The sequence below is a fragment of the Kitasatospora sp. NPDC004531 genome, assembly GCF_053602195.1.
Genome location: NZ_JBSGDD010000080.1, coordinates 19,650 through 33,853 on the forward strand (window position 1 = coordinate 19,650; position 14,204 = coordinate 33,853).

The 14,204-nt window shown below is 74.5% G+C and carries 14 protein-coding genes; 6 read left to right on the plus strand and 8 right to left on the minus strand.

The window, feature by feature from the left end:
* Positions 1-39 precede the first annotated feature (39 nt).
* Both ACWEMJ_RS26315 and ACWEMJ_RS26320 read left to right on the plus strand, forming a co-directional pair.
* Positions 40-831, plus strand: coding sequence for a phytanoyl-CoA dioxygenase family protein (locus ACWEMJ_RS26315; protein ID WP_452139602.1), 792 nt, complete (start codon positions 40-42; stop codon positions 829-831).
* A gap of 60 nt (positions 832-891) precedes the next feature.
* On the plus strand, positions 892-1,116 hold the full coding sequence (locus ACWEMJ_RS26320) for a hypothetical protein (RefSeq protein ID WP_452139603.1): 225 nt from the start codon (positions 892-894) through the stop codon (positions 1,114-1,116).
* Positions 1,117-1,203: 87 nt separating this feature from the next.
* Here the strand turns inward: ACWEMJ_RS26320 and ACWEMJ_RS26325 are convergent, their stop codons facing one another.
* A complete protein-coding gene (locus ACWEMJ_RS26325) occupies positions 1,204-1,947 on the minus strand; it encodes an SOS response-associated peptidase (protein WP_452139604.1) in 744 nt (247 codons plus the stop codon).
* A gap of 69 nt (positions 1,948-2,016) precedes the next feature.
* Positions 2,017-2,988 carry an aldo/keto reductase gene (locus ACWEMJ_RS26330; RefSeq protein WP_452139605.1) on the minus strand — a complete coding sequence of 324 codons (972 nt, stop codon included), beginning with the start codon at positions 2,986-2,988 and terminating at the stop codon, positions 2,017-2,019.
* A gap of 100 nt (positions 2,989-3,088) precedes the next feature.
* On the opposite strand from ACWEMJ_RS26330, the gene ACWEMJ_RS26335 reads away from it, so the two are divergent.
* Positions 3,089-3,763, plus strand: a complete 675-nt coding sequence (locus tag ACWEMJ_RS26335) for a (2Fe-2S)-binding protein (RefSeq protein ID WP_452139606.1) — start codon at positions 3,089-3,091, stop codon at positions 3,761-3,763.
* 1,013 nt (positions 3,764-4,776) lie between these two features.
* Here ACWEMJ_RS26335 and ACWEMJ_RS26340 read toward each other — a convergent pair.
* Entirely contained in the window at positions 4,777-5,871 is a 1,095-nt protein-coding gene (locus tag ACWEMJ_RS26340) for a serine hydrolase domain-containing protein (protein WP_452139607.1), read from the minus strand.
* An 82-nt stretch (positions 5,872-5,953) separates the two neighbouring features.
* Positions 5,954-6,682, minus strand: a complete 729-nt coding sequence (locus ACWEMJ_RS26345) for a helical backbone metal receptor (RefSeq protein WP_452139615.1) — start codon at positions 6,680-6,682, stop codon at positions 5,954-5,956.
* A 301-nt stretch (positions 6,683-6,983) separates the two neighbouring features.
* On the opposite strand from ACWEMJ_RS26345, the gene ACWEMJ_RS26350 reads away from it, so the two are divergent.
* Positions 6,984-7,484, plus strand: coding sequence for a hypothetical protein (locus tag ACWEMJ_RS26350; RefSeq protein ID WP_452139608.1), 501 nt, complete (start codon positions 6,984-6,986; stop codon positions 7,482-7,484).
* Positions 7,485-7,549: 65 nt separating this feature from the next.
* Here the strand turns inward: ACWEMJ_RS26350 and ACWEMJ_RS26355 are convergent, their stop codons facing one another.
* Both ACWEMJ_RS26355 and ACWEMJ_RS26360 read right to left on the minus strand, forming a co-directional pair.
* Positions 7,550-9,061, minus strand: a complete 1,512-nt coding sequence (locus ACWEMJ_RS26355) for a sensor histidine kinase (RefSeq protein ID WP_452139609.1) — start codon at positions 9,059-9,061, stop codon at positions 7,550-7,552.
* Positions 9,051-9,737: a response regulator transcription factor gene (locus tag ACWEMJ_RS26360; RefSeq protein WP_452139610.1), complete on the minus strand. Its 687-nt coding sequence runs from the start codon at positions 9,735-9,737 to the stop codon at positions 9,051-9,053. The genes ACWEMJ_RS26355 and ACWEMJ_RS26360 overlap by 11 nt, the downstream gene beginning before the upstream one ends.
* A gap of 127 nt (positions 9,738-9,864) precedes the next feature.
* Here ACWEMJ_RS26360 and ACWEMJ_RS26365 point away from each other — a divergent pair, with 127 nt between their 5' ends.
* Positions 9,865-11,244 (plus strand): DUF2079 domain-containing protein, encoded by a 1,380-nt coding sequence (locus tag ACWEMJ_RS26365; RefSeq protein WP_452139611.1) that lies wholly within the window; start codon positions 9,865-9,867, stop codon positions 11,242-11,244.
* Here ACWEMJ_RS26365 and ACWEMJ_RS26370 read toward each other — a convergent pair.
* Positions 11,216-12,445 carry a PucR family transcriptional regulator gene (locus tag ACWEMJ_RS26370; protein WP_452139612.1) on the minus strand — a complete coding sequence of 410 codons (1,230 nt, stop codon included), beginning with the start codon at positions 12,443-12,445 and terminating at the stop codon, positions 11,216-11,218. The genes ACWEMJ_RS26365 and ACWEMJ_RS26370 overlap by 29 nt on opposite strands.
* Positions 12,446-12,785: 340 nt before the next feature.
* Between ACWEMJ_RS26370 and ACWEMJ_RS26375 the strand changes: the two genes are divergently transcribed.
* A complete protein-coding gene (locus ACWEMJ_RS26375) occupies positions 12,786-13,289 on the plus strand; it encodes an SsgA family sporulation/cell division regulator (RefSeq protein WP_452139613.1) in 504 nt (167 codons plus the stop codon).
* On the opposite strand, the gene ACWEMJ_RS26380 is transcribed toward ACWEMJ_RS26375, so the two are convergent.
* Complete coding sequence (locus ACWEMJ_RS26380; RefSeq protein ID WP_452139614.1) at positions 13,274-14,071, minus strand: hypothetical protein; 798 nt, start codon at positions 14,069-14,071, stop codon at positions 13,274-13,276. The two genes, ACWEMJ_RS26375 and ACWEMJ_RS26380, sit on opposite strands and share 16 nt — an antisense overlap.
* Positions 14,072-14,204 lie beyond the last annotated feature (133 nt).

Sequence of the window (14,204 nt, forward strand, 5' to 3'; positions counted from 1 at the left end):
GCTTGCCGATGCCGGGCGGGCCGCTGAGAATCCGTCCCCATGGATACCGTTCTGTCGCCCCAGCAGGTCGAGGATTTCGTCACGGACGGCTTCGTCCGGCTGGAGGGCGCGTTCTCGTCCGACACGGCCGCCGAGTGCCGCGAGTTCCTGTGGCGGGAGATGGGACTCGATCCGGACGATCCGGCGGGCTGGACGCAGCCGGTGGTGCGCCTGGGCGGGTACGCGGCGGAGCCGTTCCGGCGGGCCGCGACCTCCGAGCGGCTGCACGCCGCGTTCGACCAGCTGGTCGGCGAGGGCCGGTGGCGGCCGCAGCCGTGGCTGGGCACGTTCCCGGTCCGCTTCCCGCACCCGGACGACCCGGGCGACGCGGGCTGGCACATGGACGCGAGCTTCACGCCGGACGGCGAGCAGGGCATGTGGCTGAACCTGGTCTCGCGCGGGCGGGCGCTGCTGATGCTGTTCCTGCTGTCCGACGTGGACGAGGCGCACGCGCCGACCCGGATCAAGGTCGGCTCGCACCTGGACCTGCCGCGGCAGTTGGAGCCGGCCGGGGAGAAGGGCGTGGAGATGTTCTCGTTCTGCGCCGAACTCGACCGGGCCGGGCTGCTGGACAACCCGGAGCGGGAGACGGCGCTCGCCACCGGGCGGGCGGGGGACGTGTACCTGTGCCACCCGTTCCTGATCCACGCCGCGCAGCCGCACCGCGGCACCGAGCCGCGATTCATCGCCCAGCCGCCGCTGGTGTCCACCGCCGATCTGGTGCTGGAGCGCGCGGACGGGGCGTACTCGCCGGTGGAGCGCGCCGTGCGGCTGGGGCTCGGGCGCGGGTGAGGATGTCGGCGCACCGCCCGCGGCTGCGATGATCGGGGCGTCTCAGGCGAAGGGGATGCCGTGATCGGTGTACTGCTGGTGGTTGTGCTGCTGCTCGTGGTGGGCGGCTGCGGGTGTGTGGTGTGGGCGGAGCGGGGCGGGCCCGGCTGGGCCCGCGCGGTCGCCCGGGTGACGCTCGGCGCGGGCGAGCTGGTCCGGCGGGACGCCCGACGCCGCCGGAACGAGGACCGCCGCCGGATCGGGGGCTTCGACGGCGGCTCCGACTCGGGGGGCGACGCGGGCTGACGCGGGGCGCGGGCGGGCCAGGCCGACGCGGGCCGGGCCCGGCTGGGCTGACGTGGGCCGGGCCGGCGTCGGCCCCGCGCTCGGGAGTCAGTCGGCGATGCCCAGCGGGTCCGGGGCGTCGGCGAGCAGGCGGGCGCCGTTCTCGGTGACGCGGTTGACGGCGGTGGGCACGGCGCGGACCCGGATGTTCCCGTCGGCCGGGCGGTGCAGCAGGTGGTGCAGGTCGGACCGGTCGCTGTGCGCCGGATCGAGCCAACTGTCCAGGTCCTGGCGGGTGATGGTGAGCGGCATCCGGTCGTGCACCCGCCCGGCGCTGTCGGTGGCGTCGGTGGTCAGGATGGTCGCCGTCGCCAGCCAGGCCGCCGGGTCGTCCTCCGGCACGCTCGCGTCCCGCCAGAACTCGTACAGGCCGGCCATCAGCATCAGCTCGCCGGTGCTCAGGAAGTAGGGCTGCTTGTAGGCCTTGCGGCCGTCCGCCGCCGGGACGGGCCGCCACTCGTAGTAGCCGTCGGCAGGGATCACGCAGCGCCGGGCGGCGAACGCCTTGCGGAACGAGGGCTTCTGGTCGACGGTCTCCGAGCGGGCGTTGATCAGCCGGGCCGCGCCGGAGCGGTCCTTCGCCCAGGACGGGACCAGGCCCCAGCGCAGCGTCCGCAACTGGCGCACCACCTCGCCGGTGTCGTGGTCGACCCGCTCCAGCACCGCCGGGATCGGGTCGGTCGGCGCCACGTTCCAACTGGGCGCGAGCGCCTCCGTCGGGTTCCAGCGCGCGACGTCGAGCAGGGCGACCAAGTCACCGGGCTCGGTGGTGGAGACGAAACGACCGCACATGCGTCCCCACTCTGCCACCGAGCACCGACAACCGCACGCGCCCCGCCCGGCGCTTCCGGCGCGGCCGGCTCAGGAGTAGAAGTTGCGGTCCCAGCGGTGGCCGGCCAGCACCTTCAACTCGGCCTCGCCGAGCGGCACTCCGTCGCCGACGGCGGCGTTGCGCTCGACGTTGCGCACCGAGCGCATGCCCGGGATGACGGTGGACACGGCCGACTCGCTCAGCACGAACCGCAGCGCCGCCTCCGCCAGCCCGTCCGTCCCGATGCCCAGGTCGGCGGCGATCGCGGCGGCCCGGCGCTCGACCTCCGCCAGACGCTCGCCCCGGAAGTAGCGCTGCCGGAAGTCGCCGTCCGGGAACACCGTGTCGGCCGTCAGCCGGCCGGTCAGGCCGCCCTCGTCCAGCGCGACCCGGACGATCACGCCGACGCCGTGCTCGCGGCAGGCCGGGAACAGCTCGTCCAGCGGCGACTGGTCGAAGACGTTGTAGATCACCTGCACCGCGTCCACCGCGCCGCTGCGCACCAACTCGACGGCGGTGTGCGGCTCGTGGTCGTTGATCGAGACGCCGAACAGGCCGATCAGGCCCTCCTCCTTGAGCGCGGTGACGGTCTCCAGCCAGTCGCCGCGACCCAGCCACTCGTCGTGCCAGACGTGGAACTGCACCAGGTCGAACCGCTCCAGGCCGCCGGCCCGCAGCGAGGTCTGCACGCTCTCTCGGATGTGCGCGCCCGGGAAGGTCTGCGCCGGGTCCACGCCCGGGCGGGCCGGCCACTGCCGGTTCAGCGGCGGAACCTTGGTCGCCACCCGCACCTGCTGACCGGCCGCGGCACGCTCCCGCACCACCCGGCCGACCAGCCGTTCGCTCTCGCCGTAGCCGCGGGCCGTGTCGATGAAGTTCACGCCCAGGTCGATCGCCCGGTGCAGCGCCGCCAGCGACTCGTCCTCCCGCGCGCCGATCCAGCCGGACGCGCCGATCCCCCACGCCCCGAAGCCGACCTCCGACACCTCGACCCCGCTGCGCCCCAACTGCCGGTACCGCATTCGCCGTTCCTCCTCCGCGCCGGTGATGCCTCGGCTCGCGACGATAGGCGGCGGGGCCGCCGGAGGCCAGCGAAATCCGGTGCCGACTACACTCCGCGCCATGATCGAGCCGCCGTTGGCCGCCCTCGGCCCGTACTTCGCCACCCTCGCCGGGCCCGCGCCCGCCGGGTTCCGGCCGCTGCGCGAACTGTCCGCACCGGACGGGCCGTTGGCGGCGCGGATCGCCGAGGTCGGCCGGGTGCTGGGCACGGACGAGACACGGGTCGCGGCGTCCACCGCGCACCTGGGGCTGGCGGCGCGGCTGTGGTCGGTGGCCCTCGGGACGGCGGTCGCCACCGGGCGGCTGCCCGACCTGGACGGCGCGCGGTTCGCGCTGCCGCCGCAGGGGCCGTTCGACCTGTGGCTGCCGGCGCCCACCGCGGAGGCCTCGCCGGCCGGGCTGCACGCGCTGGTGATGGACGGGCACCTGCACCCGCTCGCCGCCGCCGTCCGCGAGCTCACGCCGGTCGCGGCCGGACTGCTCGCGGGCAACGCCGCCTCCGCGCTGGTCGGCGCCGCCAGGCAGCTCGGCGCCCTCCCCCACCTGCGCACCCCCGCCGCCGCACTCGCCCGCGCCCTCCTCGCCCTCCCCGACCTCTCCGCCACCGGCACCCCCACCCCGCCGGGCCACCCCCTCGCCTTCCGCCGCACCTCCTGCTGCCTGTACTACCGCACCCCTACCGGCGGCCTGTGCGGCGACTGCGTATTCAGCCGCCCGCCCAAGTCGCGGGCTTGACAGGAGAGTTCGGCGGACCGACGGGGCGCTTGCCGGGGGACGGAAGGAACGACGAGCGGGCGCAGCTCCGTCAGGCGAGCGGCAGACACGGCGGGGAGCGGGCGCGGCCCCGGGGGACTGCGTCTTCGACCGGGCCCGAACTTGGAGTTCGGCTCGCGGCGAAGCGGTGCCACCCCTGGGCGGGCTGCGCGACGACCCGGCACCCAACTCTGGAACATGGCACGGGAGTTCATCGCGCGACGAGCCGATACCGCCCCGGCGGGCGTGAGCCGGGGGCGGCGTCTTGGACCGGGCCGCCAACCACCGGGGAGCCCGGAACACGACGAACCAACACCCGCCCCGGCGGCGTGCTGCACGGCAGCCGAGCACCCCACCTCCCGCACATGGCGCAGGAGTTCATCGTGCGACCGACCAACGCCACCCCGACAGGCGTGGGACGAAGGCGGCGATTCCGGCCGGGCCACCCACCACCGGGGAGCCCGGAACACGACGAACCAACACCCGCCCCGGCGGCGTGCTGCACGGCAGCCGAGCACCCCACCTCCCGCACATGGCGCAGGAGTTCATCGCACGAACGACCAACGCCACCCCGACAGGCGTGGGACGGAGGCGGCGATTCCGGCCGGGCCACCCACCACCGGGGAGCCCGGAACACGACGAACCAACACCCGCCCCGGCGGCGTGCTGCACGGCAGCCGAGCACCCCACCTCCCGCACATGGCGCAGGAGTTCATCGCACGAACGACCGACGCCACCCCGACAGGCGTGGGACGGAGGCGGCGTTTCCGGCCGGGCCACCAGCCACCGGGGAGCCCGGAGCACGACGAGCCGGCACCCGCCCCGGGGGCGGAATGGGCGACGACTGCGCGTTCAGCACCGGCCCCGACTCCCGGGCCGGGACCTGGGAGTTCGGCACACGGCAAGTGGGCGCGGCTCCGGCTGCTCGCACCCCGGCTCCGTGATGGGCAGCGGGCCTGCCGGCGGCTGTCGGGCGCGCTCGCGTTCCGCCGGGGTCAGGCCGTGGCGATCAGGTGGCTGAGTTGGTCGGCGGAGGTGGCGGGGCCGGGGAAGAAGCGGTTGCGGGTGAGGGCGAAGGTGGTGGCGGTCGTCGGGTCGGCCCAGGCGGTGCTGCCGCCCATGCCCGGCATGCCGAAGACGGCCAGGGTCTGCTGGGGGTCGGCGCCGGGGCGGCCGAGGTTGTAGCCGAGGGCGCGGGCGGCGGGGAAGCCGACCATGCGGTCGATCTCGGCGGTGGCCAGGGTGGTGATCTCCCGGAGCCGCTCGTCCGGGACGAGGCGGACGCCGTCCACGTCGGTGAGCAGCGCGGCGTACATCCGGGCCACCGCGCGGGCCGACATGGTGCCGCCGGAGGGGATGTCGGAGGTGAGGACCAGCGGGTTGTTGCCGTAGCCGGCGCTCGGGGTGAGGGCGGGCGGGGTGGCCTTGAACAGCGGCAGGTCGGCGGGCATGGCCGCGAGCATCTCGGCGGCGCCGGGCGCGTCCTCCAGCCGGGCGAGCCGGTCGAGTTCGGCGGCGGGGACGCCGAAGTACAGCTCGTCGGCGATGCCGAGCGGTTCGGCGACCTCGTCCCGGAGCACCTGCGAGATCGGCTTGCCGGTGGCCCGGCGGACCACCTCGCCCAGGATGAATCCCCAGGTCACGGCGTGGTAGCCGGTGGCCGTTCCGGGCTCCCACCAGGGTTCGGCGGCGGCGATCAGGGCGCACATGCCGTCCCAGTCGGCCAGGTCGGCGAGCGTGGTGTCGGCGGGGACGGCGGGGACGCCGATCGAGTGGGTGAGGGCGTGCCGGAGGGTGGCCTTGCCCTTGTCGTGGGCGCCGAACTCGGGCCAGAGGTCGACGATCGGGGCGTCGTAGTCGAGGACGCCGCGCTCGGCGAGGACGTGCACGACGGTCGCCGTCACTCCTTTGCCGGTGGAGGCGCTGAAGAACGGGGTGTCGGGGGTGACCGGCCGCCCGCTCGCCGGGTCGGCGACGCCCGCCACCGCGTCCACCACCTTCTCGCCGTTCCGGTACACGGCGACCTGGATTCCCAACTCCTGGCCCGACTCCACCAGTTGGTCGATGGCCTGCTGCACGAGCTGCTGCATGACGGTGATGCCCTCTCGATCCTCGGCTGCGGCGCCCGCGCGGGCGCCGTTCGACCGACAGTCGGAGCCGCCGGACGGATCTCTACACGGCCGGCCGACCCGTTTCGCGGGCGGCGAGCTGGGCGGCGAGGACGGCGGGCGCTTCGGCCAGCGAGGGCCCGTACCAGGTGAGGTGCCGTCCGCCGAGCAGGGCGTACCGCAGGCCGGGGAACGCCTCCGGCCCGTCGGTGGCGGTGAAGCGGTACGGTTCGTCCGGCAGGACGAGCAACTCGGCTCCCGCGCCCCGGAGTTCGGCGAGCGGGACGCGCGGGTAGCGGCCGGGGCGCCCGGCCGTGACGACGGTGACGCCCAGGCGTCGCAGCAGGTCGGCGGCGAAGGTGTCCGCGCCGAGCACCATCCACGGCCGCCGCCAGATCGGCACCACCGCCGGCACCGGCGCCGCCCGCCCGTCCAGCTCCGCCCAGGCCTTCCGGGCGTCGGACAGCCAGGCGGGGTCGGGCAGTCGGCAGGCGTCGACGAGCAGGCGGCGCAGCGAGTCGAGGGCCTGGTCGAGGTCGCGGATCCGGGTGGTCCACACCGGCAGGCCGGCCGCGCGCAGTGCGGCCAGGTCGGGGGCGCGGTTCTCCTCCTCGTTGGCGATCACCAGATCGGCACGGAGAGTGACGATGCGCGCCACGTCCGGGTTCTTGGTGCCGCCGATCCGGGCGACCTCCAGTCCGGCGGGGTGGGTGCACCAGTCGGTGGCGCCGACCAGCAGCTCGGGGGCGGTGGCGGCCACCGCCTCGGTGAGCGAGGGGACCAGCGAGACGATCCGGCGGACCTCCCCGAGCCGTACCGGGTGGCCTTCGTCGTCCGTCAACTCCCTTGTCGCACGCATGAACAGCAGCCTACCGCCGCCGTCCGAGGGTCACCCGACCGGGATCCGGCGGCGGCGCTCCGCGGGCCTCCCAGAGCCGATCGGATGTACACGGATTTTTTCGCCGTTCTCGCCGCGCGCCTCCTCGACAGCTGACCTAGCGTGGGTCTCGCCCCGGCCGGTTCCGGGGATCTGCAGGCGGGCATCCCCCTGCTTCCCAATCACCCTCAGTAACACTCAGTGAAAGTGGAACAACATGTTCGGAAAGATGCTCAGCGCCATCGGTGTCGCCTCGGCTCTGGCCGTGACGGCTGTCGGTACGGTCGGCTCCGCCTACGCGGCGGACACGACGGCCCAGCCCGCGACCCAGGCGGCGGTCCAGCCTGCGGCGCAGCCCGTGGCCCAGGCCGACCCGCTGGCCTCGACCCTGCCGGTGATCTCCGCGGCGAACAACACCGCGGTGGCCCCCGAGGTCCAGACCCCGTCGCTCACGCTGGCGCAGCCGACCAACCTTCCGTCGGTGCACTCCGACGGGACGGCTCAGGGCATCGCGCCGCTGGACCTGGTGTGCGGGGGCTTCTCGTTCAACGGGCCGAGCTTCACCGAGACCTGTAACGGCCCGCTGTGGCAGCCCTTCGTCGACTGCTCGGACGGCAACCGCTACGTGTCCACCGTCCTCTTCTCCGGCCAGTTCCGCGTGCGTCTGACCTGCCCGGTCGGCGTGGCGGTCGCCGGCGGCGCCTTCGACCTGTCGTAGGCACCGGCGAGGTGAACCAGGCCGCCGACCCTGCCCGCCCGGGCACGGTCGGCGGCCCGCTGCGTTCAGCCCCCGAGCACCGGCAGCCGCACCACCAGCCGCGCGCCGGGCAGCCGGCCGGGCGGCTCGGCGGCGGCCGTGCCGCCCAGGCTGTGCGCGATGGTGCGCACCAGGGCCAGGCCCAGGCCCGCGCCGCCGCTGTTGCGGTCGCGGGCGTCGTCCAGGCGGACGAAACGTTCGAAGACCCGCTCGCGGTCGGCGGCCGGGATGCCCGATCCGTCGTCCTCCACCGCGAGTTCGGCCCAGCCGTCCGCGACGGTGAGGGTGACCGAGACCCGGCTCTCCGCGTGCCGGGCGGCGTTGTCCAGCAGATTGCGCACCAGTCGGCCGGGCAGCACCTCGCGGCCCGCGAGCACCGCCTCGGCGAGCTCGCCCCGGTACGTCAACCCGCCGTCCCCGTACTCGCGTTCGGCGAGCTGCTCGGCGATCAGGTCGTGCAGGTCGGTGGTGCCGCCGTGGCGTTCGGCGCCCGGCTCGGCGTCCCGTTCGGTGCGGGCCAGCAGGAGCAGGTCGTCGGCGAGGTCCTGGAGCCGTTCGGTGTCGCCGAGCGCGCCGCGCACCACGGCCGGCCAGTCGGCGGTGACCGGGTGGGCGAGCGGCACCTCCAGTGAACTGCGCAGCGCGGCAAGCGGACTGCGCAGTTCGTGCGAGGCGTCGGCGACCAGGCGGCGCTGTTCGTCCAGGGCGTGCTGGAGCCGGTCCAGGGTGTCGTTGGTGGTGACGGCCAGCCGGTGGATGCCGTCCCTGGCGCGCGGCACCGGGACACGCTCGTGGAACGCGCCGCCGCGCACCGCGGCCATCTGCCGGCGGATCGACTCCACCGGGCGCAGCGCGAGGCCGGTGGCGAACCAGGCGACCAGGGCGACGAAGAGCGAGGCGCCGGGGGCGACGGCGTAGAGCAGCACCGTGGTGATGAGGGAGCTGTTCTCGTCGGCGCTGACCGGGTCGACCAGTGCGTAGAGGGTGAGCCGCTGCGCGGGCACCGGGGGCAGGGGCGGGAGTTCGTCCTGGACGAGCCGGGCGATTCGCTCGCTGCTCACCTCCTCGGTCAGCACGCGCAGGAAGCGGTAGGTGCGGGGCCGGGAAGAGCCCAGCCGGTCGTAGGGGGAGAGGCCGGCCGGGTAGCGGACGGCGACCGTCTCGATGTCGAGCGAGGGCGGTGGTCCGGTTTCGGGCTGGGCCAGTCGCATCGGCCACAGTCCCAGTGCCGGGTCCTGCGCGCGCCGGTCCGTCAGAAGACTGCTTCTCAGCCACTCGCCGTCCTGGGTGATCACGGCGAACGGCTCGCTGCCCAGGATCCGGCCCTTGGCGCCCTCCCGGAGTCTCGCGTTCAAGGTGTAGATAGCGTCCCTGGCCCTGACCTCCGCCTCGGCTTCGAGCCGCTCGCGGACGGCGTCGCCGACCAGCGGCGCGGCGACCGCGAACGCCAGCGCGGAGGCGAGCAGGGCGGCGGCGGCGGCCCGGGCGCGGATGCCGAAGGCGGGCCACCGGAACCGGCGGCGGCGGTCAGCCGGCATCGGCGGGAGCGGGGGTGAGCCGGTAGCCGATGCCCCGGACGGTGTCGATGCGGGCGTGCGCGCCGGCCCGGTCGAGCTTGCGGCGCAGCGCGGCGATGTACACCTCGACGATGTTGAGGTCGCCGCGGAACGCGGAGTCCCAGACGGCGTCCAGGATGTCGGTCTTGGGCACGGCCTGGTCGGGGCGGCGCAGCAGGCATTCGAGTACGCCGAACTCCTTGGCGGTGAGCCGCAGTTCGGTGTCGGCGACAGTGCAGCGGCGGGCCGCCGGGTCGATCCGCAGGTCGGCGACGGCGAGTGCGGCGGGGCGGCCGGCGGCGGCGCGGCGCAGCAGGGCGCGGAGCCGGGCGGTGAGCACCACGTAGGAGAACGGTTTGGCGAGGAAGTCGTCGGCGCCGCAGTCGAGGGCCTCGGCTTCGTCGTATTCGCCGTTCTTGGCGGTGAGCATCAGTATCGGCACGGAGTGTTCCTCGGCGCGCAGGCGGCGGCAGATCCGGAATCCGTTGAGTCCGGGCAGCATGACGTCGAGCACCACCAGATCGTACGCGCCGGAGCGGGCCCGTTCCAGGCCGGTGGGACCGTCGGCGGCGACGTCCACCGCGTAGCCCTCGGCGCGCAGGCCCTGGCTGAGCGATCGGGCCAGGCGTTCCTCGTCCTCGACCATGAGTAGGCGCATCGTTCGAGGATATGCCAATTGTCGTGCGGCAGAAGTCCATTGACCGATGTGCCGGTTTTCTCCTGCCTGAAGAAATCCTCAGGTTCTTTCAGAATCGGTTCAGCGGTAATTTCCTAGCGTCCGGTGGGTGCGAATACTTTTCCGTGTCCGTCCCGCCTGGCTGCCGGTGCTGCCGGTGGCGCTGTTCCACCTGTCGCTGTCACTGCCGAGGCACTGGCGGATGCAGAGCACCGGTTTCGATCTCGGCATCTTCGAGGAGGCGGTGCGCGGTTACGCGTTCCTCGGGCGGCCGGTGGTCACCCTGAAGGGCGCGGGCTTTGTGCAGTTGGGCGACCACTTCAGCCCGGCGCTGGCGGTGCTGGCGCCGTTCTACCGGCTCTGGCCGGGCCCGCAGACGCTGCTGGTGGCGCAGGCGCTGCTGTTCGCGCTGTCGGCGGTGCCGGTGACCGGGCTGGCCGTGCGGTGGCTGGGCCGGGCACGGGGCGTGGCGGCGGGCCTGGCGTACGGGCTGGCCTGGGGGCTGTGTTCGGCGTCGAAGTTCGACATGCACGAAATCGCCCTGGCGGTACCGCTGTTGGCGGGCGCGACGGTCGCCCTGGCGGATCGCCGGTGGCGGGCGGCGGTGTGCTGGGCGCTGCCGCTGCTGCTGGTCAAGGAGGACCAGGGGCTGCTGCTGGCCGGCGTCGGCGGCTACGTCCTGCTGGTCGGCCGGCGGTGGTGGCTGGGCGCGGCGACGATCGCGGCGGCGGTGCTCGGCACCGTGCTCGCCGTGCTGGTGCTGATTCCGGCGGCCAACCCGGTCGGCGACTACGCGTACGACGCGATGGCGGCGGCGAACGGCAGCGACCCGCTGAGCCGGCTGCTGCTGCCCGCCGCCAAGTGGTGGACGGTGGCCTGCCTGCTCGGCCCGACGCTGCTGCTGGCACTGCGGTCGCCGATCGTGCTGCTGGCGGTGCTGCCGCTGGCGGCCCGGTTCTGGTCGCCCAACCCGTCGTACTGGAGCACCGACTGGCACTACAACGCGGTGCTGGCGCCGGTCGTCTTCGTCGCCGCGCTGGACGGGCTGCGCCGCGTCCGGCTGCGCCCCCTGGTGCGGCTGGCGCCCGCCGCGATGGTCGTGGCGGCGGTGCTGGCCGCGCCCGTCCCCGATCTGTCGCGGCCGTCCGCCGAGGTACTGACCGCGCGGCAGGTGCTCGCCGCCGTCCCGGACGGGGCGCGGGTCGCGGCCGCCAACCGGCTTGCGCCGCAGCTGACTTCGCGGTGCACGGTGTCGCTGTTCCCGTATCTCAGCTATCCCGGTGACGCGGGCTCCACCCGCCTCTCCCCCGACGACCGCAGTCCGCTGTTCCGCCCCACCGCCGAGTGGGCCGCCACCTTCGACGCCCCCGACGGCTTCCCCACCCCGGTCGCCGAGGAGCTCGCCGCCCAGCGTGCCCTGCCGGCCGCCGGCTACCGGCCGGTGGCCCGGGGCGCGGGCATCACCGTGTGGCGCTGGCAGGCGAGTTGAGAGGGGCGCACTCCAGCGGGTCGCGAACCACGCCCGGGAGGTGCAGGACGGCCTGCAGGGCGATGTAGAGCTCGGCGGAGTCGAGGCGTCGTTCGAAGTCGCGGCCGGAGAGCTGTTCGATGCGGCGCAGCCGGTAACGGATGGTGTTGGGGTGGCAGTGCAGGAGTTTGGCGGCGCGGTCGGCGGAGCCGTCGACGGTGAACCAGGTGGACATGGTGGTGAGCAGCTGTTCGCGCTGGCCGTCGGGGAGGTCCATGACGGGGCCGAGCACCTGGTGGCCGATCCGGGAGGCGGTGGAGGGGGCGGAGGCGACCAGCATCGGCAGCGGGTTGGCGTCGAACAGGGTGACGGTCTCGTCGGTGCGGGCGGAGCTGGCGACGGCGACCTGGGCGAGGTGGAGGGCCTGCGGGGTCTGGTCGAGGCGGGTGTAGCAGGGGCTGACGCCGGCCCGGCGGACGGCCTGGCGGCGCAGCGCGTCGACGAGTTGGTGGATCGCGGCGGCGGCGCGCATCGAGACGATGCCGATGTGCGCGTCGGGGGTGAGCCGCCAGGCGGAGCCTATGTTGTGGGCGCGCAGGGCGGGTTCGATGTCGGGCAGGGCGTGCCGGGCGAGTCCGGGGGCGTGGGCGACGACGACGGCGAAGGTGCCGTCGTACGGGAGGGTGAGCATGTCGGCGGCCTCCAGCACGGAGCCGGGGTTGCCCATGCCGCCGCGCAGCACGACGTCCACGAGGGCCGAGCGTTCCTGGTCGCGGCGGACCATCAGCAGCGCGGTGGCGCGGTTGAAGGCGTTCATCATGGCGGTGGTGGATTCCTCGTTGAACCGCCAGACGTCGGTGGCCATCTGCACGAGTTCGGTGCTGGTGGCGAGGCCGTGGCGGAGCGACTCGGCGGCCATGGTCTCCCACAGGTGGGCGAAGCCGACCCGGAACGCGGACTGCACGGTGGCCAGCGGCAGGCCCTGTTCGGCGCGCCGCCGGCCGGTGCGGCGGGGGGCCTCCAGGCTGAGGCCGTCCTCGTGGGCGAGCCGGCGCAGGGTGAACTCGATGTTGCTGCGGACGGATTCGCGAAGGTCGCCGGCGGGCAGCGGCCCGGCGGTGCGGTACACGCTGATGCTGTCGCGGATCCGCCGGACCGTTTCCTCGGTCAGCCACGGGAGTCGTTCCAGCAGGTGGCCGGCCAGTCGCGCGGCGGAATCCACCGGCGCGTCGGTGAGTCGGGGTGACCATGCGGTGAGCCTAGGCGGCGCGCGGTGGCGCGTTCGCTCGGCGCGGGGGCGCGCCGTCGTCCGGGCACGCCCTCAGATGCCCGGACGGCCTCCCGCTGTCCGGACGTTCGACGAGTGAATGCGCGTACGGTACTTGACGCTCCGCCAGGTTGCCGGAGCACGGCCTTTGTCCCGGCCCACAGCCGGAGCCGGGCCGGGTCTGTCGGCCGCGACAGCGTTGGTGTCCGGGGCGCGTCGGATGCGCCGGGCGGCTCTACTCTCGGGGCAGTCCCGCCCGGAGCCGCCGGGACGGTCCGAGTGGAAAGACACCGCGATGGAGAGCCCCGCCGAGCTGTGCCTCGATCTGGTGCTGGATCTGCTGCTGTCGCCGCAGGAGGCGTTCCCCGTCCCGGCGCGGCTGCGGTACCGCGCCGACGACCCGTACGCGGTGCACATCGCGTTCCACGTCGACTCGGCGCAGCCGATCGGCTGGTACTTCGCCCGGGACCTGCTGCTCCACGGCCTGCTGCGGCCGACCGGCCTGGGCGACGTGCGGATCTGGCCGACCGTGGTGGACGGCCGCCGCACCGTCACCCTGATGCTCTGCTCGCCCGACGGGGACGCCTTCCTGCAGGCCCCGGCGGCCCGGCTGGCCCGCTGGGTGCGGCAGACCCTGCGCCTGGTGCCGCCGGGCGGCGCGGCCGAACGGGAGCGGGTGGAGCGGGCGTTGGAGCTCCTGTTCGCCGCGCCCGGCGTGCAGAGCGGCGTGCAGAGCGACATGCAGGCCGACGTGCGCACCGAGGGGCCGGGGAGCCCGGGGGCTCAGCAGTCCTTGTAGGCGGTGCAGACCGGCGTGGCGAGCGCCTTCAGCAGGGCGGCGTCGGCGGGCGCCGACCAGGCGGTCTTCGGGTGGGCGCCCTTGGCGGTCTTCGCGTGCAGGGTGAGCTCGACCAGCGCGCCGCCGGAGGTGGTCAGGTACTCGTGGACCTGCACGGTGCCGCCGTCCGGCTGCGGCAGCGTGACGGTCGCCGCCAGGTACTCGCTGTCGTCGGCGGTGATCTCGGCCTTGGCCCCGGGGACGGTGGCGGAGCAGTTCTTCACCTCGTCCTTGAGCGCGCCGAGCAGGCCGAACGCGGACTGCGCGGCGGCGCTGCTCTTCGAGGCGTCCCCGAAGCTCGCGATGCTCTGGTCGGCCTTCCAGTCGCCCTCCGCGCCGCCCAGCGAGGCGGTGTCGACGCCGGGCACGGTGTCCGCCCAGTCGTCGGCGCGCTTGCCGTGGCAGAGCTGCTCGATCAGGAACTGGCCCTTGGCGCCGAGGCTCTTCGCCGACGCGGCGGGGGCCGTCCAGTGCAGCGCCGCGTTCAGCGGCACCTGCTGCGGGGCGACCCAGGCCGCCGCCGGCACCGCCGAGGTCTTGCCGCCGCCGGCCGGCGCGCCGCTCGGGTCGGCCTTCGGGCTCCCGGACGCCGCGCCCGCGGCGGGCGCCCCGGTGGCGGCGGGCGGGGCGGCGGCGGTCTTCCCGGCGTCGCCGCCGTCCGAGCCGTCGGGTTCGCAGGCGGTCAGGACGGCGATGGCGGTCAGGCAGGCCGCCGCGGTGGCGGCGAGGCGGAGCGGACGCACGTGGTTCCCCGGTGTCGAGAAGGTCGGTGGCCGCGCAGGACTCGGTGAGGCCGTAGCCCTCCAGGGCGACCGCGGACCCGAGGTTCGTCGCGGTCGGTGCGGCCTGCCTCACCGGCGGTCCCGCCACGACGCC